The following is a 23,105-nucleotide window of genomic DNA, read 5'->3' on the forward strand; positions in this document are numbered from 1 at the left end:
CGGCCGTCACGCCCGACGGAACGCCCGAAGGGTGTCCCGCTTCCCGCGTTCGGCGTCGACCTCGACGAATCCCAATCGGTCGAAGACGTGTCGCCAGTTGCGGTAGTACAGGGGCACGTCGTCAGTGACGTAGTTCACCTCCGTCGGCGCCGACCGCGCGATGTCCGCTTCGCCCTCGTTTTCGACGGTGACGAGGACGTCGCCGGTGATCCGGGCGATCTCCTCGAAGACCCACTCGACGTCCGGGTGGATGTGCTGGAGGGTCTCGACGGAGTACACCGCATCGAAGCGGCCGTCCTCGAAGCCCTCGACGACCGCTTCGATCGCACCGTGGTGAAACGTTCCCGCACTGGCGAGGCCGGGGTACGTCTCGGCCATCACGTCGAAGGAGTCGCCGTTGAGATCGATCCCCGACAGCCGCTCAAAGCCGTGTTCGTGGAGGTGTGCGAGGTGTCGCCCGGAACCACACCCCAGCTCGAGGATCGCGGCATCTGCGTCGAGAAAGCGCTCGAAGATCTCACGGAGCGTCTCGCTCGTTTCGTCCGGGCCGTGGTGGGCGTAGTACGCCGGCGAGTACTCCCCGGAACGGGTTTCCCACTGCTTTTTGACCTCGTCGGAATCCACGTCGGGGTTCCGCGACGCGGCCCTAAAGCCCCTTGGACTCGCCGGACGGATACGCCCTGTCCGTGGGACTTATTTCCGCGACGGTGGATCGGCTAGCGTATGTCCCTCTCGACGGGCCGGGCGCTCCGCCAGCTGACAGCGCCCGAACTCGCGGTGTTCGTCTCCGGCGTCGCGAGTATGGGCCTCGAGATCCTCGCCGGGCGGATCATCGCCCCGCAGTTCGGCAGCAGCATCTACACCTGGGGGAGCATCATCGGGGTGTTTCTCGCGGCGTTGAGCCTCGGGTACCACTACGGCGGCAAGCGGGCCGCCCGGCGAGCGAGCGTCGGGCGCCTGTCGTGGATCCTCCTGGGGACCGCCACCTACGTGGCGCTTTTGATTTTCGCGAACGAGGCACTGTTGGCCGCCGGCTCGGCGTTTCCGCTGCCGAGTCGGTTCGCGTCGCTGCCCGCGGTTACGCTGCTTTTCGGCCCGCCGACCTACCTCCTCGGGTTCATCAGCCCGTACGCGGCCGAACTCTCCGCGACCGACGGCGTCGGCGAGGCGTCCGGGCGGGTGTACGCCCTCGGAACGATCGGCAGCATCGTCGGCGTCTTCGGCACGACGTTCGGGCTCATTCCCGCGTTCGGCATCGAGACGATCGGGTTCCTTTTCGGACTGTTGCTCGTCGGGACAGCGGTGTCGATCACACTGCCGTCGGTGGACCGGCGGTCGCTCTTCGCCACAGCGGGCGTCACGCTGTTGCTCGTCGCCTCGCTCGGAAGCGGAGCGATCGGAGTCTCGACCGGCGGCCAGGTCGTCCACCAGACCCAGACGCAGTATCAAGAACTCGAGGTCACGGACCTCGGCGACACCCGGACGCTGTATCTCGACGGCCAGCGTCACAGCGCGATGGACCTCCGAGACCCCGATCGGCACGTCTTCAGTTACACCCGATACTTCCATATGCCGTACCTGTTCGCCGAGAAGCCCGACGAAATCGACCGAGTGTTGTTCGTCGGAGGCGGCGGCTTCACCGGCCCGAAGCGGTTCGTCTCGGAGTACGACGCCACCGTCGACGTGGTCGAGATCGATCCCGAAGTGATCCGAACCGCAACGGAGTACTTCGGCGTCGAGGAGTCCGATCAGCTCAACATCCACAACGCTGACGGCAGACAGTTCCTCCGGGAGACCGACGAGACCTACGACCTGATCGTCCTCGACGCTTATAAAAAGGACAAGGTGCCGTTCCAGTTGACGACTCTGGAGTTCATGCAACTGACGAACGACCGGCTCTCGGCGGACGGACTCCTGTTCGCGAACGTCATCTCGGCCCCGACCGGCCCGGCCTCGGAGTTCTACCGCGCCGAGTACAAGACGATGACACAGGTCTACCCGCAGGTGTACGGTTTTCAGACTGCCGGGCCGGGAGTGGTCCAGAACATCGAGGTCGTCGCGACAAAGAACCCCGAGCCCGTAACGCAATCACAGCTCCGAACGAGAAACCGTCAGCGCGATATCGGCATCGACCTCGAGAGCGAGATCGACAACTACCGCCGAGACGAGCCGACCGACGACGTGCCGGTCCTCCGGGACGACTACGCGCCGGTCGATAGCCTCCTCGATCCGATGATCGGGCAGCGATACGTCATCCAGCAGGCGCCGCCGGAAAACGAGACGGCCGGGTAGTCGGTGTCACCCGACGCCGGGGGAGTCGGTGTCACCCGACGCCGGGGGAGTCGGTATCGCCCGACGCCGGGGGCAACGGCGCCGGCCCCGCCCGACACCGGGTTCGGCCAACGTTTTATGATGGCGGGCGGAAACGGCCCGCATGAACATCGTTCGACAGCCGGCCGAGCCGGCGGAGGTGGGCGGATGGTAGACGTCGCACTCTCGGCAACCCGGCTGCTCGTCGCCCTGCTGCTCGTGGTGTTGAACGGCTTCTTCGTCGCCTCGGAGTTCGCCTTCGTCCGGATCCGTGCGACGTCGGTCGAACAGCTCGTCGAGGAGGGCCGCGCCGGGGCCGACGTGTTGTCGAGCGTCGTTGGGAGCCTCGACGACTACCTTGCGGTCACCCAACTCGGCATCACCATCGCCTCCCTCGGGCTGGGGTGGGTCGGCGAGCCGGCGGTGGCGGCGCTCATCGAACCGCTGCTCTCGTCGGTCCTGCCCCCGAGTCTCCTCCATCTGGCCGCCTTCGCGATCGGGTTCGGCTTCATCACCTTCCTCCACGTTGTCTTCGGCGAGCTCGCCCCGAAGACGCTCGCCATCGCGGAGGCCGAGCGGATCTCGCTGCTCGTCGCCCCGCCGATGAAGCTGTTTTATTACCTCTTTTATCCCGGTCTCGTCGTCTTCAACGGAACGGCGAACGCGTTCACCAGACTGCTCGGCGTGCCGCCGGCCTCCGAGACCGACGAGACGCTCGGCGAACGCGAGATCCGGCGTGTGCTCGCACGCGCTGGGGAGGCTGGGCGCGTCGACCCGGGGGAGATCGAGATGATCGAGGGCGTCTTCGAACTCGACGACACCGACGTGCGGTCTGTCATGGTGCCCCGTCCCGACGTGGTGAGCCTGCGTCCCGACGCGTCGCTGTCGGAGATCAAACGCGCCGTCCTCGATGCTGGCCACACGCGTTACCCCGTCGTCTCCGACGACGGCGACCGGGTCGTCGGCTTCGTCGATCTGAAGGACGTCCTCCGGGCGAGCGAGGCCGACTCTCAAGGGGACGCGACGGCGGGGACTCTCGCGCGCGAGGTCGCGATCGTCCCGGAGACGACGTCTATCGGCGACCTCCTGTTGCAGTTCCGCGACGACAGCGGGCAGATGGCCGCGGTCGTCGACGAGTGGGGCACGTTCGAAGGCATCGCGACCGTCGAGGACGTCGTCGAGGCGATCGTCGGCGACCTCCGCGACGAGTTCGACGCCGACCGCGGCGAACCCTCGATCCGCGGGCAGCCGGACGGCTCCTACGAAGTCGACGGCAGCGTCGCGGTCTCTGTCGTCAATGAGACGCTCGGGGCGTCCTTCGAGGCCCCGGACGTCGAGACGATCGGTGGCCTGGTGTTCGATCTGCTCGGCCGCGCGCCCGAGGCGGGCGATAGCGTCGAGATCGACGGGCACGTCCTCGAAGTGAGAGGCGTCGACGGCGCGCGGATCGAAGCGGTCCACGTCTCGACGGCGAGCACTGACCCGGACGAAGGGGACACGACGCCGGACGGCGAGAGCGGGACGACCAGCGGGGGCGAGACACCCAACGACGAACAGTGACAGCGAGGAGAGCATAATGCGCTAGTCGATCACACCAGTAGCGTTCATTTACCCTCGGACACGTAGGCCCGTGTATGGACCGCCGCCGGTATCTACAGTCGATCGGCACAGCAGGCGTCGCCGCCACAGCCGGGTGTCTGGGTGTGGTCCCCGGGCTCGGCACCGGCCGGACGGTGCTCGACGAACCCGAAATCGACCTGAGCGCGGCGTCGCACCCGAGCCATGGCGACGACGTCCCCGACGTCACGCTCCCGGACCCGTTGCTCGGCGAGGCGGTGTCGACGACGGAGTTCGCGGGCGAACGCGCCTTCCTCATGACATTCATTTACACGAACTGCCCCGACGGGATGTGCCCGGCGCTCACCCTCCGGCTCCGGCGGGCCCAGGCCGTCGCGGCCGAGGCGGGCTACGGCGATCAGTCGGCGTTTCTGGCGACGACGTTCGACCCCGAACGCGACACGGCCGACGTCTTAGAGGAGTTCGCCGTCGAGCAGGGCGTCGACCTCGACGCCGGCAACTGGCACTTCCTGCGCCCCGAGAGCTACGAGGCGGGCCAAGAACTCATGGAGGAGGAGTTCGGGCTGGTGATCGAGAAGGCCGCCGCCGACGAGTACGAGAGCCTCGAATACGCCTTCCCACACTACAACTTGATCCTCCTCGTCAACAAGCAAGGCGTCGTCGAGCGCGCCTACCCCAACGGCGCGACGGTCGACGTCGAGCGCGTCGTCGAGGACTTCGAGACCGTGGTGACGGCCTGAGATGCGCCGACGGGACCTGCTCGCCGGGGTCGGAAGCGTGGCGGTACTCGGAGGGGCCGGTGCGGTCGCTGTCGGCGGGTTTCCATCGGTCGAGACCGGCGCTTCGGGTCGAGGAGGAACCGCCGATTCGGGGACGGAGGAGACGGAACTGACCGGACAGCGGGATCCGATTGCAGTCGAGACGATCGACGCCCCGGGGAGCGAGGCCGGCGAGGTCCGGATACCCGCCGCCGAGCCGACCTTTATCGATTTCTTCGGAACGTGGTGCCCCCCCTGCATCGAGCAGATGCCGGCGCTTGCGGAGGCGAACGAGCGGGTCGGCGGGGACGTCCTGTTCGTCTCCGTGACGACGGAGAACGTCGGCGGGTCCGTCACGAAAGACGAGGTCGTCGAGTGGTGGGAGACCCACGGCGGGAACTGGACGCTCGGGATCGACCCGACCGCGGAGCTGGCGGCTCGATACGCCCCGCCGGGGTATCCCGCCGCCTTCGCTATCGAGGCCTCCGGGACGGTGGCGTGGTCCGACGCCGGAGTCAAGACGGCCGACGAACTCGTCGCCGGGATCGAGCGGGCGATGGCATAGGGGAACCGAGTGTGAGTACACACCCCAAAGTGAACACGAGATGACCGACGTCACGCTCGCGACGAACCTGCCCTTCGCGATCACCGCCGGGGTCGCGACGTTCTTTTCGCCGTGTGCGTACCCGCTGTTGCCGGGGTACGTCGGCTTCTATCTGAACCAGACGACCGCGGAGGAGGCCTCCCTCGGGGGGGCGGGCGCTCGTGGGGTCGCCGCGGGGGCGGGCGTGCTTGTCACGCTCGGCACGCTCGCGTGGGCGACGTTCGTGGTGGGCCACTCGACCCTCTCGGGTGTCACGCTCTTCGAGACGCTCGTCGGCGCGCTGTTGGTGGGCTTCGGGGCGCTCGTTGCCACCGGGAAGGCCCCGTCGGTGTCGGTGCCGCTGCCGAAGCGGCGCGCGAGCGTCCTCGGGTTCGGGGTCTTCGGGGCGGGGTACGCGCTGGCGGGTGCGGGCTGTGTCGCGCCCGTTTTTCTCGGGGTCACGGCCCGTGCCGCCTCGCTGCCGGGGGAGACGGCCACGGTCGTGCTCGCGGCGTACGCGGGGACCGTCGCCGCGTTGATGATCTCGGTGACGGTCGCGACCGGGATGGGGCTGGTGTCGAACGCGAGCCGGTTCACGGCGTACTCCGGACTGATCGAGCGGATCGCGGGGGTCGTGATGATCCTCGCCGGCCTCGGACAGCTCTATCTCGCGCTCGTCGTGTACTGAGCGACGCGCCGGCGGCAGTTTTATTTCCCCGTTCGATCACACCCCGATATGACATCGAAGCCCCCCGGCCCCGACGGTGGGTCGACGGAACTTGGGGGCGAGGGGACGAACGTCGGCGGGGAGTCACCCGAACCCGACCCCGACGCGGTCGGCGGGGAGGCGACGATCCACGACGACACCGAACTGGAGCGGACGATCGGACTCGCCGGCGGACTCGCCATCGGGATCGGGACGATGATCGGCGCGGGGATCTTCGTCTTTCCGGGGCTTGCGGCCGGCAACGCCGGGCCGGCGGCGGCGCTCTCGTTCGCTATCGGCGGCGCGATCGCTCTCCTCGTCGCCCTGCCGGCCTCCGAACTCGCGACGGCGATGCCGCGAAGCGGCGGCGGTTACTTCTTCATTTCCCGGAGCATGGGCACCGCCTACGGCGCGGTGGTCGGTCTCGGGCTGTGGCTGGGTCTCGTCTTCGCTTCGGCGTTCTACCTCGTCGGTTTGGGCCACTACGCGGCGGCCGTCTTCGCCGAGGTCGGACTCGCGCTCCCGATCAGCCCCGTCGTCCCGCTCGGGCTGTTCTTCGGCGTCGTTTTGACCGCCGTGAGCATCGGAGGCACAGAGAACACCGCGAAGGTACAGAACGCCGTCGTCGCCGTCCTCCTCGTCATCCTGACGGCGTTTTTGACCTACGGCTCCCTCGACGCGCTCGGCGTTTTCGGGCGCGGAACCGTCCCCGAGGCGTTCTTTTCGCAGGGGACGTTTCCGGCGTTCAGCACCGCTGCGCTCGTGTTTACGTCGTATCTCGGCTTCGCACAGGTCGCGACGGTCGCCGGCGACATCCAGTCGCCGAGTCGGAACCTCCCGCTCGCGATGGTCGGCTCAGTCCTCGTCGTGACCGCGTTCTACGTCGTGACCGTCTTCGTCGCCACGAGCGCCTTCGGCGCCGAACGGCTCTCGACGTTCGGCGAGACGGCGATGGTCGAGGTCGCACGGGAGTTTCTGGGCCGGCCGGGCGCGGTCGCGGTCCTCCTGGCCGGGCTCTTGGCGACGTTCTCGAGTGCGAACGCGTCGATACTCAGCGGCTCCCGGACTGTCTACGCGCTGAGCCGGGACGCGCTCTTGCCGAAGCGGGCCAGCGAGATCAACCTCCGGTACGGGACGCCGCACGTCGCGTTGCTCGCGGGCGGCGGCCCGATCTTGGTTCTCGTCGCCACCGGACGGGTCGAAGTGCTCGCCGAGGTGGCCTCCCTCCTGCATCTGGTCATGTACGGGCTGATCTGCACCGCCGTGATCGTCCTCCGCCGGCGCGGTCCGACGTGGTACGATCCGAGCTACCGGATGCCCGGCGTTCCGGCCCTGCCGGCGGTCGGCGCGGTCGCGAGCTTCGGGTTGGTCGCGTTCATGCAGCCCGCCTCGATCGGTGTTGGGGTCGCCGTGATGGCCGTCTCGTACCTGTGGTACCGCTACTACGCCGGAAGCGTCGAACTCGAAGGAGTCGTCTGACCATGCACGACAGACCCACCATACTCGTTCCGATCCGCGTCCTCGAGGGCGAATCGTTTCCCGAAGGAACTGCCGAACTGCTCTCGAACGTGCGGGTACTCCTGCTCGGATACCACGTCGTCCCCGAGCAGACGGCGCCGGGACAGATGCGGATGCAGTTCGAGACGAAGGCCAACACCCGCCTCGGCGAACTCGAAACGCTGCTCGAATCGGCCGGAGCGACCGTCGAGACTCGGCTCGTGTTCACCCGAAACGGTCAAAAGACGATCGACCGGATGGTGTACGAACACGACTGCCTCGCGGTATTGGACCCGGGAGCGGCCGGGAACCTCGACGACGTGTTGGTCCCGGTCCGCGGCTCGGTCGGCGTCGACCGCATCGCCCGCGTCGTCACTGGGCTGTTCGCCGACACCGACGCCGACGTGACGCTGTATCACGTCACCGAGGAAGGGGAGTCGAACGAGGACGCCCGGACGCTGCTGGAGGGGCTCGCCACCCGGCTCGCGTCGGGCGGGATCGACCGCCGCCGGGTGGTACTCACCGTCAGACACGGCGACGACGCGTTCGACGCGATCACCGACGACGCCAGCTCGTTCGACGCCGTCGTGATGGGTGAATCCGATCCCTCCCTCTCGACGCTCGTGTTCGGAATGCCGACCAAGGCGGTCGCAGAGCGCTTCCTCGGCCCGGTGTTCGTCGTCCAGCGCGAACGGCCCCTGGAGGGCGGGCGGACGGAGTGAGCGATCGGTCGGGTCCGGCCGGCCCGACGGGGACCCCCTCCGCACGCAATCGGTCCGTAACGTCGCCCCCGGCGGCACGAACGAACTCCTTCGGGTACAAACGTCTCCCCGAGGTGTATGAGAGCAACCGATCGGCGGTCGAATCCGACTCGAATCGTCGGATACGCCCGTGGATCCCTGCCGCTACCGCGTCGTCACTTCGCAGCCGTCCTCGGTGACGACGACCGTGTGTTCCTTCTGGCTGACGAGACAGCCCTCGTCCTCCTGCAGGACGGGGTAGCCGTGGACGACGTTCTGTTGGCTGAGCCGTCGGAGCGCCATCTCCGCGCGGCGGGTGTCGAGCCACCGGCGGGCGAACGGCAGCGTCTTGAACTCCTCGACGATCTGCTCGAGGGCCTGTCTCGCGTCGCGGTTCCGGACGCTGGCCTCCCGTTCGAGGGCGAAGATTTCCTCGTCGGCCCCCTCCGTCACCTTCCCGCCGCCGTCGGTGGCGAACGGCTCGATCGCGACCACGTCGCCGGCCTGGAGTTCGACGCCCGTCTCGACGGCTCGATTGGGGATGTTCGGCTCGGTGTGTTGCTCCCAATGGCCCAGGCCGTGTCCCGAGAGGTTGACGACCGGGTTGTAGCCGTAGCCGTCGATGACCGACTCGATCTCAGCGCCGATCTCGCCGGTGTGGACGCCGGCCTCGACGACGTCGAGGGCGGCCTCCAGCGCCTCCGCGGGGGCCTCGGCCAACTCGTCGGTCCCCGAGAGGTCGACCGTCACGGCGGTGTCGGCGAGCCACCCGTCGACGTGGACGCCGATGTCGAGGTTGATCATCTCCTCGCCGAACGTCGCGTCGTCGTCGGGTTCGGGGGTGGCGTGGGCGGCCTCCTCGTCGACGCTGATGTTGACGGGGAAGGCGGGTTCGCCGCCGAGTTCTCGGATGCGCTCCTCGGCGTATTCGGCGACGTCGAGGTGGCTCGCGCCGACCTCGACGCGGTCGGCCGCCTCGGCGCGGACCTGTGCGAGAATGTCGCCGGCTTCGCGGTGTTTCTCGTATCGCTCGTCGGTGAGATCGACGCTCATACGCCGCCTTCGGCGGGTCGAATGAAAGGGATTGCGTTCGTCGCCGCCCGCGTTGGGCGATCCGGGCCGGCGGGCCGCGTGGCCCGCGGTCGATCCGGACCGCAACGCTTTCGACCGCGCCGCCACCGTATCGAACCAGTGCCACTTCCCGCCGACTTCGCGTTGCCGCCGGCGCCCTACCTCGCCGCGCTCGCGGTCGGGGCCGCCGTCGCCGTCGCGGCGCTGTACCGCCGCCGGCCACGCGTGACCGCCGCATCGGTGACCGCGTTCGCCCCCTGGGTCGCCGCCGGCGGGGCGCTGTACGCGCTCCACCAGGTCGGGGTCCCGCGGGACTCACTCGACCCGCTGTTCGGGTCGCCCGCGGTGTACGTCACCGTCGGGATCCTCGCCGGGGGCGTCTGGGCCACCGTCGCCGACCGCCCCGCCGAGTCGTGGAGCGCCTCGGGCGCGCCGGCGCTTCTGGCCGGGGCCGGGAGCGCGCTTCTCCTCGCCGCGCTGGCGGCCGCGGCGTTCGGGCCGACGCCGGCCGGGACTGGTGGCGGGGGCACGCCTGTCGCCTCGGTCGCCATCGCGGTCGTTTCCGTCGTCGTCGCCGCGACGGCGTGGGGCGTCCTGCGTCGCGTCCGGGACGTCGACGCGACGGGCAGCGTCGGCTCCCTCGCCGTCTTCGGCCACACGCTCGACGGCGTCTCCACGGCGGTCGGCTACGACCTGTTGGGATTCGGCGAGCAGACCCCGCTCTCGCGGCTGATCATCGACGCCGGGGCGGCGCTGCCGACGGCCGAACTGATCGGGGCCGGGTGGCTCTTCGCCGCGGTGAAGGTCGGCCTCGGGGTCGCGGTCGTCGCCCTCTTCGAGGAGTACGTCCGCGCCGACCCGACCGAAGGCTACCTGCTGCTCGGTCTCGTCGTCGCCGTCGGTCTCGGCCCCGGCGTCCACAACGTCGTGCTCTTTGCGCTCGCGTAGCGTCGACCCGACCGACTTTTGCGTCCGCCACGTGAGCCACGAGTATGGCGAAACAACCGCATCTGCTGGTCGAGCCGGGCGATCTCGCCGATCTGGCCCTCGTTCCCGGCGACCCGGAGCGTGTCGACCGCATCGCCGACCGCTGTGAGGACGCGATCACCGTCGCACAGAACCGCGAGTACAAGCTGATCAACGCCACCTACGGGGGACGCGACGTGACGATCTGCTCGACGGGGATCGGGTCGCCGTCGGCCGCCATCGCCGCCGAGGAACTGGCCGCCGTCGGCGTCGAGACGTTCGTCCGGGTCGGGACGACCGGCGCGCTCCAGCCCGACATCGAGATCGGCGATACCGTCGTCGCGACGGGCGCGTCGAAAGACGAGGGGACGACGAAGCGCTACGAGGCCGCCACCGTCCCCGCCGTTTCCGACTACGGGACGCTGTCAGCGCTCGTCGACTCGGCCGAAGCGCGCGAGGCCCCGGTCCACGTCGGTCCCATCGCCACCGACGACGCCTTCTACGCCGAGACCGACGCCCACGTCGAGGCGTGGTCCGAGGCCGGACTGCTCTGCGTGGAGATGGAGGCCGCTGCGCTGTTCACGCTCGCCCGCCGGAAGGGCCTCGCCGCGGGCGCGATCTGCACCGTCGACGGCAACCTGGTCGAGGGGACTCAAAAAGGCGAGACCGACGACGAGGAGCTCCCCGAGAAGGCCAAAGACAACGTCGGGCGAGCGATCGATATCGCACTCGACGCCGCGACGCGGCTGTAGCGGCCGGCGCTACTGTCCGCTCGGCCCCTCGCCCAACAGCGTATCGACGACGCGTTCGGGGTCGTCGTCGCCGAAGACGGACTCGACGAGGAGGTGCCCGCCCAGGACCGCCGGGCTCAACACGGCGTCCGCGCCGGCGCGTTTGAGCTTCCGGACGTTCTCGCGGTCGGTCGCCGCCGCGACGATCCGGAGGCCGGGGTTGAGCTCCCGTGCGGTCAGGATCACCATCGCGTCCTCGGCGTCGTTGTTCGTCGCGACGATGAGCCCGCGGGCGCGGTCGATGTGGAGCCGCCTGAGGGGGTCCTCGTCGCTCGGGTCTGCAGTAACGACCTCGTGGCCGCGGTCGCGGAGCCCTTTGGCGTCGTCGGGGTCCTCGACGACGACGACGGCCTCACAGCCCTCTAGATTCTCGAGGATCGGTTCGGTCAGGTCGCCGTAGCCGGTGACGACGTAGTGGTTCTCCAACAGATCGAGTTGTTTGTCGGTCATATTTCCGAGTGCGGTGGCGAGGTGGGCTTCGATGAGCGGGCCGAGAAGTGTCCCCAGAGCGACGCCGAAGCTGGCAACGCCGGTCAGGAGGACAGACATAGAAAACAGACGGCCGACCTGCGAGCTCGCGGTGAGGTCGCCGTAGCCGACGGTCGAGGCGGTGACGAGCGTAAAGTAGAACGCGTCCAGTGCCGTCTCGACCTCGTTGAATTCGTCGCGGAGTGCGTACGTCCCGACGGTGCCGTACGCCTGGACCGCTAACACCGCCGCCAGCGAGGCCAACTGCGTCACCGAGAGGTCGACGCTTCGACCGAAGTACCGGCGGTTCAACAGGAGTATCGGTATCGCGAGCGCCGAGAGCGCGACGAGCGGGAACGAGAGTACGCTCGACTGTGCGAGCCCCTGAACGCCGGTGACCGGGAGCAAGAGGACGGAGGAGTACCACGCGACCCGGTAGCCGCGATAGAGCCCATACACGCTCAGAGACATCAAGAACCCGGTCATCGCCCCGGTGAACCCCGCCGTCCGGGCGGCGGCCTCGGGGACGAACGGCGCCAGCGGCCCGGACACCCCGGTCGAACCGATGTTCACGATGCCGGTGACGACCGAGAGCACGGCGATGATCCCCGTCAACGCGACCGCGGCGCGGACCCGGAGCAGCGTCGATCTCGCGGTCCCGCTCTCGGACTGCGTGCGGTCCGTCTCGATCGCCGGTGTCACGGCCGCCGGTTCCCGGCCAATCGGTAATAAGCCATCGTTTCCGCGGCTCTCGGTCGAGCGTACGCCGGTAGTAGTATATAAATAGCCGACGACAGAGGAGCCATGATGCAGCCGCTTCCCGTCGAGGTCCTGTTCGGTATCTACCTCGGCGCCCTGACCGGGATGTTTCCCGCGCTCGTCTCCTGGGCGCTGGGGTTCATATTCAAATACGTCACCGGCGTCTCGATCCCCGCCTTCGGTGTCGTCGTTCTCGCGTTGGCGCTCGCCGGCATCAACGGCGGGTTGCTCGCGCTGAACGATCCCGCAGTCGTGCAGTCCGGCTACCGGATCGTCGTCGCGTTGATCGTCGTGTTGATGCTCTCGTTGTACGCACACGCCAAGGGCGACGCGATGGGCGCGTCGGTTCCGAAGCGGCTCTCGTGGCGGAAGCTCCGCGATCGGACGCTCTCGAGCGACGTCGTGGAGCTGGTCGGCGCCCGTGGCGAGGCCCACATAGAGGTCGTCGGCGAAGTGACCGACATGGAGGGCTACCCGCCGCTGTCGTCGGAGACGCGATCGGAGATCGAGACGGGCGAGTGGCGGCTGCCGGCCGACCTGCCGATCTCGGAACTCGAAGCCCGCTTTGCCGACCGGCTTCGGACCGAACTCGATCTCGCCGACATCTCCGTGTCGATCGACGAACGCGGGCGGGCGAGCGTGGTCGCGGCCCCGCCGCTGTCGGGGATCTCCAAGCGCGTGCCGGACGGGAAACGCGCCGTTTCGGTCGAGACACTCGTTCCGACCGGGATCGCCCGCGGCGACGAGGTCGCGGTGGTGGCCGGCGGGACGGAGGTCCGGGGGACGGTCATCGCGGCCAAATCGTCGCTACACCGCGAGGCGGCGATCAAGCCCGACGGCGGGACTGCGGACGGCGCCCCTCCGACGACGGCCGCGCCGACGACGACCGGCGGTGACGGTCGGATCACCGTCGCCGTCGACCGCTCGAAGGCGAGCGAACTGTTGGGCGTCTCGCGGGCGAAAGTCGTCGTCACCGCCCGCGGGACGCGCCGGGAGTTCGAGTTGATTTCGATGCTCCGGCGTGCCGGCAAGCGCTTTCGGACGATGAGAGTAAAGCCCTCGGGCGGACTCGCCGGCGGAACGATCGGCGGCTCGAACGTCCGGGGGGCGTACGACGTCGCGGTGTTGGCGATACAACGGCCCGATGGGTGGCTCGTCGCCCCCCGCGGCGGGACCGAGGTGCGCGCGGGCGACGAGCTGTTCGTCGTCGGGAAGCGCGCCGCCCTCGACGCCTTCGAGGAGGTGATCGCGTGAGCCTCATCGCGGAGGGGTTCGCCGTCGGCGGCGACCTGCTCGTCGACGTCGCACGGACGATCGTCCTCGCCGTCACGGCCGCGACGGTCGGTGCCGTCGCCGGCCTCGTCCATCGGTGGTACGCCGGCGAGCGGGTCCCCGACGGACTTGCGGTTCTCGTCGGGTTGAGCGTCGTCGCGATCTACCTCAACACCGCGGGCGCCCTCGGGGAAGTGATCGGCGGCGAACTCGAACTCCTGGCGCCCGAGGCGGTCGTGTTCAACACGGGCACGTTCGTCGTTGCCGGCCTGACAGCCCTCGCGGGCGGGCGGATCGGCGACCGGATCGGCGTCGGCCTCTTCGCCATCTCGGGGCGCACGAGCCTCGACCGGGACGTGACCCGGATCGTCCGGAGCGTCGGCCGGGTGACCACGGTCGAACTTCCGGAGGAGATCGGCGACATCGACGGCTACGATCCGGTCGACGCCGAGACGAAGGCGAAACTCTCCGGACACGTGCTCGTGTTTCCCCGGCGGCTGACCGTCGGCGACCTCCGGACGCGCTTCGTCGACCGGCTTCGCACCGACTACGGCGTCGGCCACGTCGACGTGGACTTCGCCGACGACGGGACGGTCGAGTATCTCGCGTTGGGCGGCCGCGAGTCCGGCATCGGATCGACGCTCCCGCCCGGCAGCGCCGCGGTGGCGATCAGGGCCGACCCGCCGAACAACGCTAGCCCCGGGGACTCGGTACAGGTGTGGACGACCTCCGAGCCGGTTCCGGATTCCGACCCGGATCCGAACTCCCCGCCCGACCCGGATACGGCGACGGCGACGGGGGCGGAAATAAACGACAGCCCACGACGCGTAGCGAGCGCCGAGATCCGGGGGACGGCGGGCGACGTCGTGACGCTCGCGGCGGACGAATCCGACGCGATGCGTCTCGAGACGGATCGCCGGTACCGACTCGTGACGCTGCCGGTCGAACCCCGCGCCGACCGCGCGTTCGCCGCCCGGCTCCGAACCGCCGACGAGACGATGGGCGTCGTTTCGGTCGCCGACGGCAGCGTCCTCGTGGGGAACCCCCTCGGGGCGCTTGACGTCGCGATCGTCGCCGTCGGGACCGTCGGCGGTGACATCGTTGCGATCCCGACCCGCGACCGTGAGGTCGCCGCCGACGAGACGCTGTACGCTATCGCCAGACCCGACCAGCTGCGGAGACTGGAGACCGCAGCGACTGTGCCCGCGGACGGGGCCGGCCCGGACGCCGACGCCGATATCGAGGCGAACGACGGGTCGGCGTCCGCGGATCCGACGGCGAAGTGAGTCAGACGGCGGACATGCAGGCCCCACGACAGGGCCGCGAGTACGGGCCGAGAGCGGCCGTCCATCCGTCAAAGCCAAATCGGACGCCCCCCGAACGTCGGTATGGCCGACGAACCCATCGATCCGAGCGAGATCGGCGAGGGGGACGCCCCGCCGATCGAGGAAGCGCCCTACAAGCTCATCTTCGAGGCGAACAAGTGCATCGCGGCCGGCAAGTGCGCGGAAGTCTCGACCAACTGGGAGATGGACATCACGACCGGGATCGCAAAGCCCGACGTCTACTTCTTCGACGAGCCCGACCTCGAACACAACGTCGAAGCCGCCGACGCGTGCCCGGCGAAGAAGGATCGCGGCGTCATCCACGTCGTCGACCGCCGGACGAACGAGGAGATCGCCCCCGATCCGGAGGGCGACGGGACGCTCTCCGTCGATTGGTAGCGGGCCGAGTATCCGACAGGCGGCTGCCGATCGGCGGTTTCGGAGCGTCGGGGACCGAAACACACATTCATCGCCCCGCCGCAGTTCCGAACGCGCGAGGGTGGCCGAGCTTGGACAAAAGCGGCGGACTTAAGATCCGCTCCCGTAGGGGTCCGTGGGTTCGAATCCCTCCCCTCGCATAGCGAGATCGTGAGCGCCAGCGAACGATCTCGACAGCGAACGGCGAACGCACGTGAGCCGTGAGCACTCGTCAGCTTAAACGCACGTGAGAGCTGTGCGAGTGCGCGGAGGATTCGAATCAGGGAAGAGCGTTGCTCTGACCGTGGTTCGAATCCCTCCCCTCGCATAGCGAGATCGTGAGCGCCAGCGAACGATCTCGACAGCGAACGGCGAACGCACGTGAGCCGTGAGCACTCGTCAGCTCGAACGCACGCGAGCGCCAGCGAACGATCCCGGAAGCGAACAAACGTGAACTGTTTATAAGTATTTCATATACGAATATAAATATATTGCCGGGCATTTATATATAAACCGCGGGACGGCTGTCCAGCCAGAGTGGACGTCAAACGGAGCGACGAGCGCCACCTCGTGCGACGGCCTTTTTATATCGTCGCCCCAACAGCCAGTGATGACTGATACACTTCCCGACCGCGCCGTCCGAGCGTTCGAGGGCCACGACGCCTTCGAGCGCGACGGCCGGTGGTTCGAGGTGACGACGACGCGGTTCGACGGGCGCGCGACCGCCACCGAGACCGACGAGTGGGCGCTTTCGTACACCCTCGAGGTACGCGCGCCGATGCTGTCGGCGGCGACAGAGGGGGACGTCGGATCGGCCGTCGAGGACGGCTGGTTCGACACCTACGAGTTGCGCCTGGAGGACACCGACATGGCGGTCAGACACGACATCGAGTTCGACGACTACCGGCTCGTCGAGGAGGCGGACGACGCCGTCGCCGTCTTCGAGTTCGAGTGGGAAAACGCCGACCACGTCCCTCCGATGGCGAAGGCGATGACCGAGTACGTCGAGGGCACCTACATGGAGGGGATCGTCCCCGGCTACGAGTACCGACCGCCCGTCTCGGAGTTGCTCTCGCGGGCGCGTTCGGGGGCTGGCGAGGACAACAGCAGCGGCCCGATGCCGTTATAAACGCGCCCCGGCGGCTCCGAACGCGGGCACCGGCTTAGACGACGCGGTTGGTCAGCGCTTCGCCGGCCGCGTGTCGGCGGGCGTTCTCCCGGACGAGCGCGGCGATCCGTCGGTGGTACTTCGGTGTCGCCGCGGCGACGTGCGGCGTGACGATCACGTCCTCCATGGCCCACAGCGGCGACCCGGGCGGCAGCGGTTCGGTCTCGAAGACGTCCAGCGCCGCGCCGCCGATGGCGTCGGAAGCGAGGGCGTCGACGAGCGCCGACTCGTCGACGACGGGACCGCGGGCGACGTTTATCAACACCGCGTCCGAGCGCATCGCTTCGAGTTCGGCCGCGCCGATCAATCCCTCCGTCTCCTCGGTCAACGGAACGGCGAGGGCAACGAAGCGGGCGTCGGCGATCGCGGTCTCGAGGTCCCCGGCGGGGTAGACCGTCTCGACTCCGTCGACCGGCGTCGGCGTCCGCTTGACCCCGGCGACGTCCATCCCGAGGGCGTCCGCGCGGGTGGCGATACCGCGGCCGAGCGTCCCCAATCCAACGACACAGACGGAGGCGTCGGCGAGCGAGAAGGGCCGGTCGTAGGGGGGACGGGACCACTCGTGGTTGCGCTCGTGGTCGCGGTACCGGTGGAGCCCCCGGGCAAAGGAGAGCATATATCCGAGCGTCGTCTCGCCGACGGTGTCGCCGTGGATGCCGGTGCTGTTCGTCAGCGCGATCCCCCCGGCTTCGAGCGCCTCGAAGGGGAACCGGTCGACGCCCGCCTGAATCGAGTGGATCCACTCGAGGTCGGCGTCGAGAAAGCGCTCGTCGTAGGCGAACGTCACGAGCGAAACACAGTCGTCGAGATCGTCCGTCGCGACGACACGCAGATCCGCCTCGACATCCGAGAGCGCCTCGCGAAGTGATTCCGGCGGAAAGACCGCACCGACCGACTCGTGGATTCCGATGGTGGACATACCGGATGGTCGGCAAGAATATATAAATAACCGTCCGCCTGATCCCGCCCGAACGCCCGGACGCGGGGGCGTCCGGTCAGTCGTCGCCGGTCGGATCGACGATCACGACTTCGCCGCCCTCGACGGTGACGTTTATCAACGTCTTGGCGCTGTAGGCCGACTCGTCGAGTTCGTTCGTTCCCTCGACTTTCTTGATGACGGCGACGACGTCGACGATGTTCGCGCCGATGTCCTCCAGGGCGGCACAGATCGCCGAGAGGGTTCCGCCCGTCGAGAGTACGTCGTCGAGCACGAGGACGTTGTCGCCCTCGTCGACGTCGTTGATGAACATCTGGCTCTCGGAGTAGCCGGTCTCCTGAAACAGCGGGGTCTCGCCCTCGAGGCCGTACTCGCGCTTTCGGATGACAACGAGCGGAATGTCCGTCATGAGCGAGACGGCCGTGGAGATGTGGATCCCCATCGCGGCAGGCGTGACGATCTTGTCGACGTTCTCGAGTCTGGCCTTCCGGATGATCTTGATGACGATCTCCCGGAGCAGGCTCGGCTCGAGCATCGGGACGCCGTCGCTGATCGGGTGGACGAAGTAGTGATACTCGCCCTTCTCGACGATCGGCGACTCGAGCAGCGACCGCTGGAGCTGATCCATGTGCCGCGTACCGGCAGATACGGGTAAAGCTTGACGGTCGTCGCCGGTCGGCAGCCCCCGGTTACGCGTCGGTTTCGGCCTCGCGATCGAGCGTCCGAAACGCCTCGAGGATCACCCGTTTGGCGACCTCGCCGCGGGTGCTCCAGTGGTGGGCGTAATCGAGCATATCGTCGTAGATGTCGGGCTTGCAGCCGGCGGCTTTCGGGTGGCCGCCGCCGTTGACCTGTCGGGCGACCTCGTGACAGCGCTCGAAGGTGTCCGTCCCCCGGATCGACGCCGATCCTGCGGGTTTGACGATCACCGACGCGTCGGCGCCCGACTCGCGCATCGCCTCGGCGACCTCGTTTTGAGAACACCGACCGTAGGTGACGCCGACGGTCCACTCGCCGATCTCGTGGAACGCCGCCCGTTCCGTGGCTTTCCCGATCAACGCGTCCTTCTCGACGCGTTTCTCCTCGAGGAAGGTCTCGACCGGTTCGGGCAGGTCGGCCCCGTGTTCGAGGACCGTCTCGGTGTACTCCTCGGGGGCGGCCCAGTAGGCGTAGTCGGCGATGTCGTCGCTCCGGGGGTCATCGCGCAGCCACAGATCGTGATCTCTGGTGACCGCCGCGAGGTCGGCGTACCGGTCGTCGAGCTCGGCGTCGAGTTCCGCAAGCGTCACGTCAGTCGAACAGACCGACTCGGAGTCACCGACGACCAACTCGGCATGCTCGTCGACTGCCTCGGCGAGGGAGTCGTCCCACTGGTGGTGATCGAACCATCGGACGGACCCCGCCAGTTCGGCGACGGCGGGAAGCGTTTCGATGTCCCGGCCGGAATCGGGACAGAGATCACAGACGAACACGTCGAGACCGGGGTCGCCGTACGCCGCGACGTACTCGAGCGCCTCCGCGAACTCGTGGGGGCCGGCCGGAAGCAGCCCCGCGGTCCCGAAGGCGGCCCGGACCAAGGCGACACAGCCGAGGCCGTCGGCGTCGGGATCGGCAACGACGACCCGGTCGGCCCCTTCGAGCGTCTCTTCGGCCTCGCGTTCGGCGACGTCGTCGTCGAACGAATCCGGGCTAAAAAATCCCTCGCCGGGCAACAGCGACCGGCGATGAAGCGATATCCGCTCGTCGTCGATGAGTCGATCGTCCATACACACCGGCCGGGCGGTGTCTCAATAAGCCTCCCGTTCACCGCCGTCGGGCCGTCACTCGAGTTGGCGAACGGTCATGACGGGGACCGGGCAGGTCCGGACGACCCGTTCGGCGACGCTCCCGAGGAGAAAGGAGTGATCACCGCTCCGCCCACGCGTGCCCATCGCGACACCGTCGGCGTCGATGTCCTGTACGTACCCGACGATCTGGGTCGCGGGTCGGCCGGTACGGACGGCCGTTTCTAGATCGATCGGCTCCTCGGTGTCGGCGTTGGCCTCGACGATCGCGTCGATCGCGTCGGTGCCCTGTTCGTCGAGCGCGCCGCGGACGTCGCTGTGGAGGCGTTCGGGAAGCGGCTCCAAGCGGCTCTCGTCGATCACGTGGAGCGCGTGTACGGTGGCGTCGAACCGCCGGGCGAGATCGAACGTACAGTCGACCGCCCGCGAGACGCTTTCGGAGCCGTCGGTCGCCACGACCACCGTCTCGAACATACCGGGTGTCGGCCCGCGGATATCATAAATCCACGCCTTCCCTGCCGCGTCGAGTGTGGTTTAAGTCCCTCTCGCCCGAGGCGGGCGTATGGAGATCGACACGGTGCTCGTACCCGTCGACGGTACGGACGCAGCGATGAACGCCGTCGAGTATGGGGTCGCAATCGCGGACCGGTACGAGGCGTCCGTCCACGCGCTGTATCTCCTCGGCGAGAACGCGGCGAAAGCGATCGACGACGGGAGCATCGACGCGACCGCCGTCGCCGACCGTGGAAAAAACGTCATGGACGGCGTACGGGCCGTCGCCGGCGACGTCCCGATCGATCACTCCTCGGCCTGTGGCTTTTCCATCTCGAGGTTGAGCCAACACCCCGGGACGGTCATCCTCGACGTCGCCGAGATGCTCGACGTCGGCTTCGTCGTCGTCCCGCGACAGCCGGTCACCGGCGACTCCGAAGCAGTGATCGAGAAGGCGGCCGAATACGTGCTTGCTCACGCTTCACAGCCGGTGTTGTCGGTCTGATCGTCGGGGCCGCGTGCGGGCTACGCGTCCGACGTCAGCCGCGCCGACATCTCGAGTTCGAAGCTCCCGTCGTCGGTCGGCCTGAAGCCGACTTTCCGGTAGAGTGTGATGGCCGGCTTGTTCCAGCGTTCGACCGACAGCCAGACGCGCTCGACCCCGTCCTCGCGTCCGGCGCCGAGCAGCCCCTCGATGAGGCCCGTCCCGATGCCGGCGTTTTGATACTCCCTGAGCACGAAAATCGCCAACTCGAAGGAGCCGCCGTCGTCCGGAACCAACATCGCGTGCCCGATCGGGGCTTCTCCGTGCCACGCGATCACGTTGAGCGCATCGGCCTCGACGAGCGTCTCGAGCCACGTTCGGATCTGATCCTCGTTCGTCGGCGGGATACCCTGTGCGCGGTCCTCGGGGTCGAACGCGGCGTACATCTCCAACAGTGGTTCGATCCCGTCGTCGTACCGCTCGACCTCGATCACTCGCCCCTCGCGGTCCTCGAACTCGTACGGCGGGGCCTCGTAGGGGCCGGCCACGTCGTCCGGATACTCGCGGGTCATCGGATGAGGGTCACCGTCGTTCTGGCGTTCAGGAGGACGAACTCCGCGATCGAGCCGAGCTGTACCTTCCCGAGAGGGCTCGTCTCACCACCGCCGAGGACGATCCGATCGTAGGAGCCGCGTTCAGCGAGTTCGAGCAGTTGGCTTCCTGGATGCCCGGCGAGCGTTCTGAGATCCGCCTCGAAGTCCGTCTTCGACAATACCTCACTCGCGCGCGCCTCTATTTCCGACTGTGATAACGATGCGTCTGGGTTTTCGACGATGGCGATCGTCAGGTCGTCACCTGCTTCTTTGGCCCGCGTGACCGCTTTCTCGAGGGCACGAAGCGAGTCCTCGCTCCCGCCGATGCCCAACAGAGCTTTCATGTTTCGACGTTACCCCGTGAAAGCAAAAGCCTCCCGCCTACCGACCGATCGGCGTCGGCCGCGCGTCAGACAACGGCGATACGCTTTTTCGACGGCGTCCCGCTACGTACCACATGGCCGATGATGGACAGGCAACCGTCGGTGCCGACGGATCGGAGACGGGAACGGACAGCCCCGACGACGCCGTCCCGTCGGACGTCCGGGAGTACGCCCGGTTTTCGAAGATCGACGGCGCGACCTACGACCGCGCCAACGAGTTCCTCCGGGAACGGACCTACGTCACTGCCCGCGAGTGGGCGATCGCGCGGCTCTGTGCCGACTTCAGGACCGAGACCGGCGTCGAGATGACGAAGATCGGGGAGAACCTCCCCGAACTCGTTCCTTTCATGACTGACACCTACAGCCCGCAAGCGGTGAATCAGGCCCGCTCCTCCTTCGACGAGAAGGTCCGGACGGCCGGAGCGACGTTTCTGTACGGCGCGATGTGCGATTTCTACACCGCAGAGGAGCTAGACGAGTTGATGTACGAAATCACGGAGGTCGCGAAGTTCCTCTTAGAGGTCGAAGGCGTCGAGTTGAGCGTCGACGAGGAACTGGAAGCCGAAGAACGGATCTCGAGTGTGATGCGCGAGGTTCGAGAGTCCTCCGCAGCGCTCAGACGCGACGAAATTCACTGCCCGAACTGCGGCCACGAAGTCGACGCCGGCGACGACTAGCGGCGGACGTTGCGTCCCGCGACGTCGGCGAACTCCCCGTCGCGGAAGACGACGCACCCCCGAACTGTCGTGAGTTCCGGGAACACCCCCCGTCGTCCCTCGAACGGCGTCCACTCGCACTTCGAGTGTAGGTCCTCTCCCCGGATCGGGACGCTCGCGTCAGGATCGACCAACACGAGATCCGCGCGATTGCCCGCCTCGATCCGCCCCCCGTGTTCGAGACCGAAGATGTCGGCGACGTTGGCGGCGGTGACGTCCCGGATCCGATCGTATCCGAGCCGCCCGTTCCGCGCCTCCTCCAACAGCAGCGGGAGGGCGGTTTCGACCCCCGGGACGCCGCTCGGTGCGTCCCAGATTCCCGCGTCCTTCTCGGTGCGGGTGTGGGGTGCGTGGTCCGTCGCGACGATATCGATATCGCCGTCGGCGAGCAATCGGAGCATCGACTCGCGTCGGTCCTCGCTCCGAAGCGGTGGGTTCATCCGCCCGAATGTGCCGAGCTCCTCGAGGTCCGCCCGCGAGAGGAACAGGTGATGCGGCGTCACCTCGCAGGTCATTCCCGCTTCCGAGGTGGCCTCGACGCCTTCCGGGGTGGACGTGTGCGCGATATGGACGCGCGCGCCGAGGTCGGCGGCGACTCGACAGGCGTGCCGGATCGCTTCGATTTCGGCGGCTGCGGTCCGGTAGGCGCTCCAGGCGTCTGGATCGGTGCGATCTATGACCGACTCGTCGAACAGTGCCGCGTCCTCGGCGTGAACCGTGATCGGAACGCCCGCGTCGTGGGCACGCTTCACCGCCTCTTCGTAGCGTCCCGTGCCGATCCCCATCTCGCCCGTCGAATCGGCGAGAAACACCTCACCGAGCGCGCCGATCGGCTTCTCGAGGAGTTCTTCGGGGGCCCAATCGTCGGTAACACCGCCGTTGATCGCGTAGTCGACGAGCGACGCCGACGCGAGTTCGGCCTTTCGTTCGTACCCTGCTGCATCGACCGTCGGCGGTTCGGTGTTCGGCTGGTCGAACACCGTCGTGACGCCGCCCGCGGCGGCGCTTTTCGACCCCGTCAACCAAGTCTCTTTGTGCGGGAACCCGGGCTGGCGGAAGTGGACGTGCGCGTCGATCATCCCGGGCAACAGGCGTTTTCCGTCGGCGTCGATCGTCTCTCCGTCGTCGTCGAGTCCGGTTCCGACATCGACGATCGACTCCCCGTCGATCCGGACATCGCGCACCCGGCCGTCGGCCAGCGTCGCGTCGCGGAATAGCATTACGTCACGTCTTCGGTCGACAGACGTAAGACTCACGGAGCGTCCCGATCCGATGGGTCCGGCGTGGCTCGTGCCGACCCCATGCCA

At 67.9% G+C, this 23,105-nt stretch carries 25 protein-coding genes and 1 tRNA gene; 16 read left to right on the top strand and 10 right to left on the bottom strand.

Annotated elements, in window-relative coordinates:
• Positions 1-6: 6 nt before the first annotated feature.
• Positions 7-624 (bottom strand): class I SAM-dependent methyltransferase, encoded by a 618-nt coding sequence (locus NMLP_RS05195; protein ID WP_015409071.1) that lies wholly within the window; start codon positions 622-624, stop codon positions 7-9.
• Positions 625-723: 99 nt separating this feature from the next.
• On the opposite strand from NMLP_RS05195, the gene NMLP_RS05200 reads away from it, so the two are divergent.
• The 7 genes from NMLP_RS05200 to NMLP_RS05230 all read left to right on the top strand — a co-directional run bounded on the left by NMLP_RS05200 (position 724) and on the right by NMLP_RS05230 (position 8,154).
• Positions 724-2,292: a spermidine synthase gene (locus tag NMLP_RS05200; RefSeq protein WP_015409072.1), complete on the top strand. Its 1,569-nt coding sequence runs from the start codon at positions 724-726 to the stop codon at positions 2,290-2,292.
• A 186-nt stretch (positions 2,293-2,478) separates the two neighbouring features.
• Positions 2,479-3,870 (top strand): hemolysin family protein, encoded by a 1,392-nt coding sequence (locus NMLP_RS05205; RefSeq protein ID WP_015409073.1) that lies wholly within the window; start codon positions 2,479-2,481, stop codon positions 3,868-3,870.
• Between the two features lie 74 nt (positions 3,871-3,944).
• Positions 3,945-4,628: an SCO family protein gene (locus NMLP_RS05210; RefSeq protein ID WP_015409074.1), complete on the top strand. Its 684-nt coding sequence runs from the start codon at positions 3,945-3,947 to the stop codon at positions 4,626-4,628.
• Between the two features lies 1 nt (position 4,629).
• On the top strand, positions 4,630-5,211 hold the full coding sequence (locus NMLP_RS05215; RefSeq protein WP_015409075.1) for a TlpA family protein disulfide reductase: 582 nt from the start codon (positions 4,630-4,632) through the stop codon (positions 5,209-5,211).
• 40 nt (positions 5,212-5,251) lie between these two features.
• Entirely contained in the window at positions 5,252-5,917 is a 666-nt protein-coding gene (locus tag NMLP_RS05220; RefSeq protein WP_015409076.1) for a cytochrome c biogenesis protein CcdA, read from the top strand.
• Positions 5,918-5,965: 48 nt separating this feature from the next.
• Positions 5,966-7,414 carry an APC family permease gene (locus tag NMLP_RS05225; RefSeq protein ID WP_015409077.1) on the top strand — a complete coding sequence of 483 codons (1,449 nt, stop codon included), beginning with the start codon at positions 5,966-5,968 and terminating at the stop codon, positions 7,412-7,414.
• A gap of 2 nt (positions 7,415-7,416) precedes the next feature.
• On the top strand, positions 7,417-8,154 hold the full coding sequence (locus tag NMLP_RS05230) for a universal stress protein (protein WP_015409078.1): 738 nt from the start codon (positions 7,417-7,419) through the stop codon (positions 8,152-8,154).
• Between the two features lie 183 nt (positions 8,155-8,337).
• On the opposite strand, the gene map is transcribed toward NMLP_RS05230, so the two are convergent.
• Positions 8,338-9,225 carry a type II methionyl aminopeptidase gene (map, locus tag NMLP_RS05235; RefSeq protein WP_015409079.1) on the bottom strand — a complete coding sequence of 296 codons (888 nt, stop codon included), beginning with the start codon at positions 9,223-9,225 and terminating at the stop codon, positions 8,338-8,340.
• A 138-nt stretch (positions 9,226-9,363) separates the two neighbouring features.
• Between map and NMLP_RS05240 the strand changes: the two genes are divergently transcribed.
• Both NMLP_RS05240 and NMLP_RS05245 read left to right on the top strand, forming a co-directional pair.
• Positions 9,364-10,191 carry a DUF63 family protein gene (locus NMLP_RS05240; RefSeq protein ID WP_015409080.1) on the top strand — a complete coding sequence of 276 codons (828 nt, stop codon included), beginning with the start codon at positions 9,364-9,366 and terminating at the stop codon, positions 10,189-10,191.
• A 44-nt stretch (positions 10,192-10,235) separates the two neighbouring features.
• Positions 10,236-10,961: a nucleoside phosphorylase gene (locus NMLP_RS05245; RefSeq protein WP_015409081.1), complete on the top strand. Its 726-nt coding sequence runs from the start codon at positions 10,236-10,238 to the stop codon at positions 10,959-10,961.
• A gap of 9 nt (positions 10,962-10,970) precedes the next feature.
• On the opposite strand, the gene NMLP_RS05250 is transcribed toward NMLP_RS05245, so the two are convergent.
• Positions 10,971-12,110 (bottom strand): NAD-binding protein, encoded by a 1,140-nt coding sequence (locus tag NMLP_RS05250; RefSeq protein ID WP_049926694.1) that lies wholly within the window; start codon positions 12,108-12,110, stop codon positions 10,971-10,973.
• A gap of 165 nt (positions 12,111-12,275) precedes the next feature.
• Between NMLP_RS05250 and NMLP_RS05255 the strand changes: the two genes are divergently transcribed.
• The 5 genes from NMLP_RS05255 to NMLP_RS05275 all read left to right on the top strand — a co-directional run bounded on the left by NMLP_RS05255 (position 12,276) and on the right by NMLP_RS05275 (position 16,370).
• On the top strand, positions 12,276-13,481 hold the full coding sequence (locus NMLP_RS05255) for a TrkA C-terminal domain-containing protein (protein ID WP_015409083.1): 1,206 nt from the start codon (positions 12,276-12,278) through the stop codon (positions 13,479-13,481).
• Positions 13,478-14,785, top strand: coding sequence for a hypothetical protein (locus NMLP_RS05260; protein ID WP_015409084.1), 1,308 nt, complete (start codon positions 13,478-13,480; stop codon positions 14,783-14,785). The genes NMLP_RS05255 and NMLP_RS05260 overlap by 4 nt, the downstream gene beginning before the upstream one ends.
• A gap of 102 nt (positions 14,786-14,887) precedes the next feature.
• Positions 14,888-15,223 carry a hypothetical protein gene (locus NMLP_RS05265; RefSeq protein WP_015409085.1) on the top strand — a complete coding sequence of 112 codons (336 nt, stop codon included), beginning with the start codon at positions 14,888-14,890 and terminating at the stop codon, positions 15,221-15,223.
• A 94-nt stretch (positions 15,224-15,317) separates the two neighbouring features.
• Positions 15,318-15,402: transfer RNA gene (locus NMLP_RS05270), tRNA-Leu, on the top strand.
• 449 nt (positions 15,403-15,851) lie between these two features.
• Positions 15,852-16,370, top strand: a complete 519-nt coding sequence (locus NMLP_RS05275) for a DUF5813 family protein (protein ID WP_015409086.1) — start codon at positions 15,852-15,854, stop codon at positions 16,368-16,370.
• 34 nt (positions 16,371-16,404) lie between these two features.
• Here NMLP_RS05275 and ddh read toward each other — a convergent pair whose 3' ends face one another.
• The 4 genes from ddh to NMLP_RS05295 form a co-directional block, all read right to left on the bottom strand.
• Positions 16,405-17,328, bottom strand: coding sequence for a D-2-hydroxyacid dehydrogenase (gene ddh / locus NMLP_RS05280; protein WP_015409087.1), 924 nt, complete (start codon positions 17,326-17,328; stop codon positions 16,405-16,407).
• 76 nt (positions 17,329-17,404) lie between these two features.
• On the bottom strand, positions 17,405-17,974 hold the full coding sequence (hpt, locus tag NMLP_RS05285) for a hypoxanthine/guanine phosphoribosyltransferase (RefSeq protein ID WP_015409088.1): 570 nt from the start codon (positions 17,972-17,974) through the stop codon (positions 17,405-17,407).
• A 61-nt stretch (positions 17,975-18,035) separates the two neighbouring features.
• Positions 18,036-19,112 (bottom strand): DHH family phosphoesterase, encoded by a 1,077-nt coding sequence (locus NMLP_RS05290; protein WP_015409089.1) that lies wholly within the window; start codon positions 19,110-19,112, stop codon positions 18,036-18,038.
• 54 nt (positions 19,113-19,166) lie between these two features.
• Complete coding sequence (locus NMLP_RS05295; protein ID WP_015409090.1) at positions 19,167-19,604, bottom strand: universal stress protein; 438 nt, start codon at positions 19,602-19,604, stop codon at positions 19,167-19,169.
• Between the two features lie 88 nt (positions 19,605-19,692).
• On the opposite strand from NMLP_RS05295, the gene NMLP_RS05300 reads away from it, so the two are divergent.
• On the top strand, positions 19,693-20,127 hold the full coding sequence (locus NMLP_RS05300) for a universal stress protein (protein ID WP_015409091.1): 435 nt from the start codon (positions 19,693-19,695) through the stop codon (positions 20,125-20,127).
• Positions 20,128-20,147: 20 nt separating this feature from the next.
• On the opposite strand, the gene NMLP_RS05305 is transcribed toward NMLP_RS05300, so the two are convergent.
• Positions 20,148-20,678: a GNAT family N-acetyltransferase gene (locus NMLP_RS05305; RefSeq protein WP_015409092.1), complete on the bottom strand. Its 531-nt coding sequence runs from the start codon at positions 20,676-20,678 to the stop codon at positions 20,148-20,150.
• Positions 20,675-21,043 (bottom strand): universal stress protein, encoded by a 369-nt coding sequence (locus tag NMLP_RS05310; protein ID WP_015409093.1) that lies wholly within the window; start codon positions 21,041-21,043, stop codon positions 20,675-20,677. The genes NMLP_RS05305 and NMLP_RS05310 overlap by 4 nt, the downstream gene beginning before the upstream one ends.
• A 113-nt stretch (positions 21,044-21,156) precedes the next feature.
• Here NMLP_RS05310 and NMLP_RS05315 point away from each other — a divergent pair, with 113 nt between their 5' ends.
• A complete protein-coding gene (locus NMLP_RS05315) occupies positions 21,157-21,759 on the top strand; it encodes a DUF5806 family protein (protein ID WP_015409094.1) in 603 nt (200 codons plus the stop codon).
• Here NMLP_RS05315 and NMLP_RS05320 read toward each other — a convergent pair.
• A complete protein-coding gene (locus NMLP_RS05320) occupies positions 21,756-23,018 on the bottom strand; it encodes a dihydroorotase (protein WP_015409095.1) in 1,263 nt (420 codons plus the stop codon). The two genes, NMLP_RS05315 and NMLP_RS05320, sit on opposite strands and share 4 nt — an antisense overlap.
• Between the last annotated feature and the right edge of the window lie 87 nt (positions 23,019-23,105).

The organism is Natronomonas moolapensis 8.8.11 (genome assembly GCF_000591055.1).
GTDB classification, from domain to species: Archaea; Halobacteriota; Halobacteria; order Halobacteriales; family Haloarculaceae; genus Natronomonas; species Natronomonas moolapensis.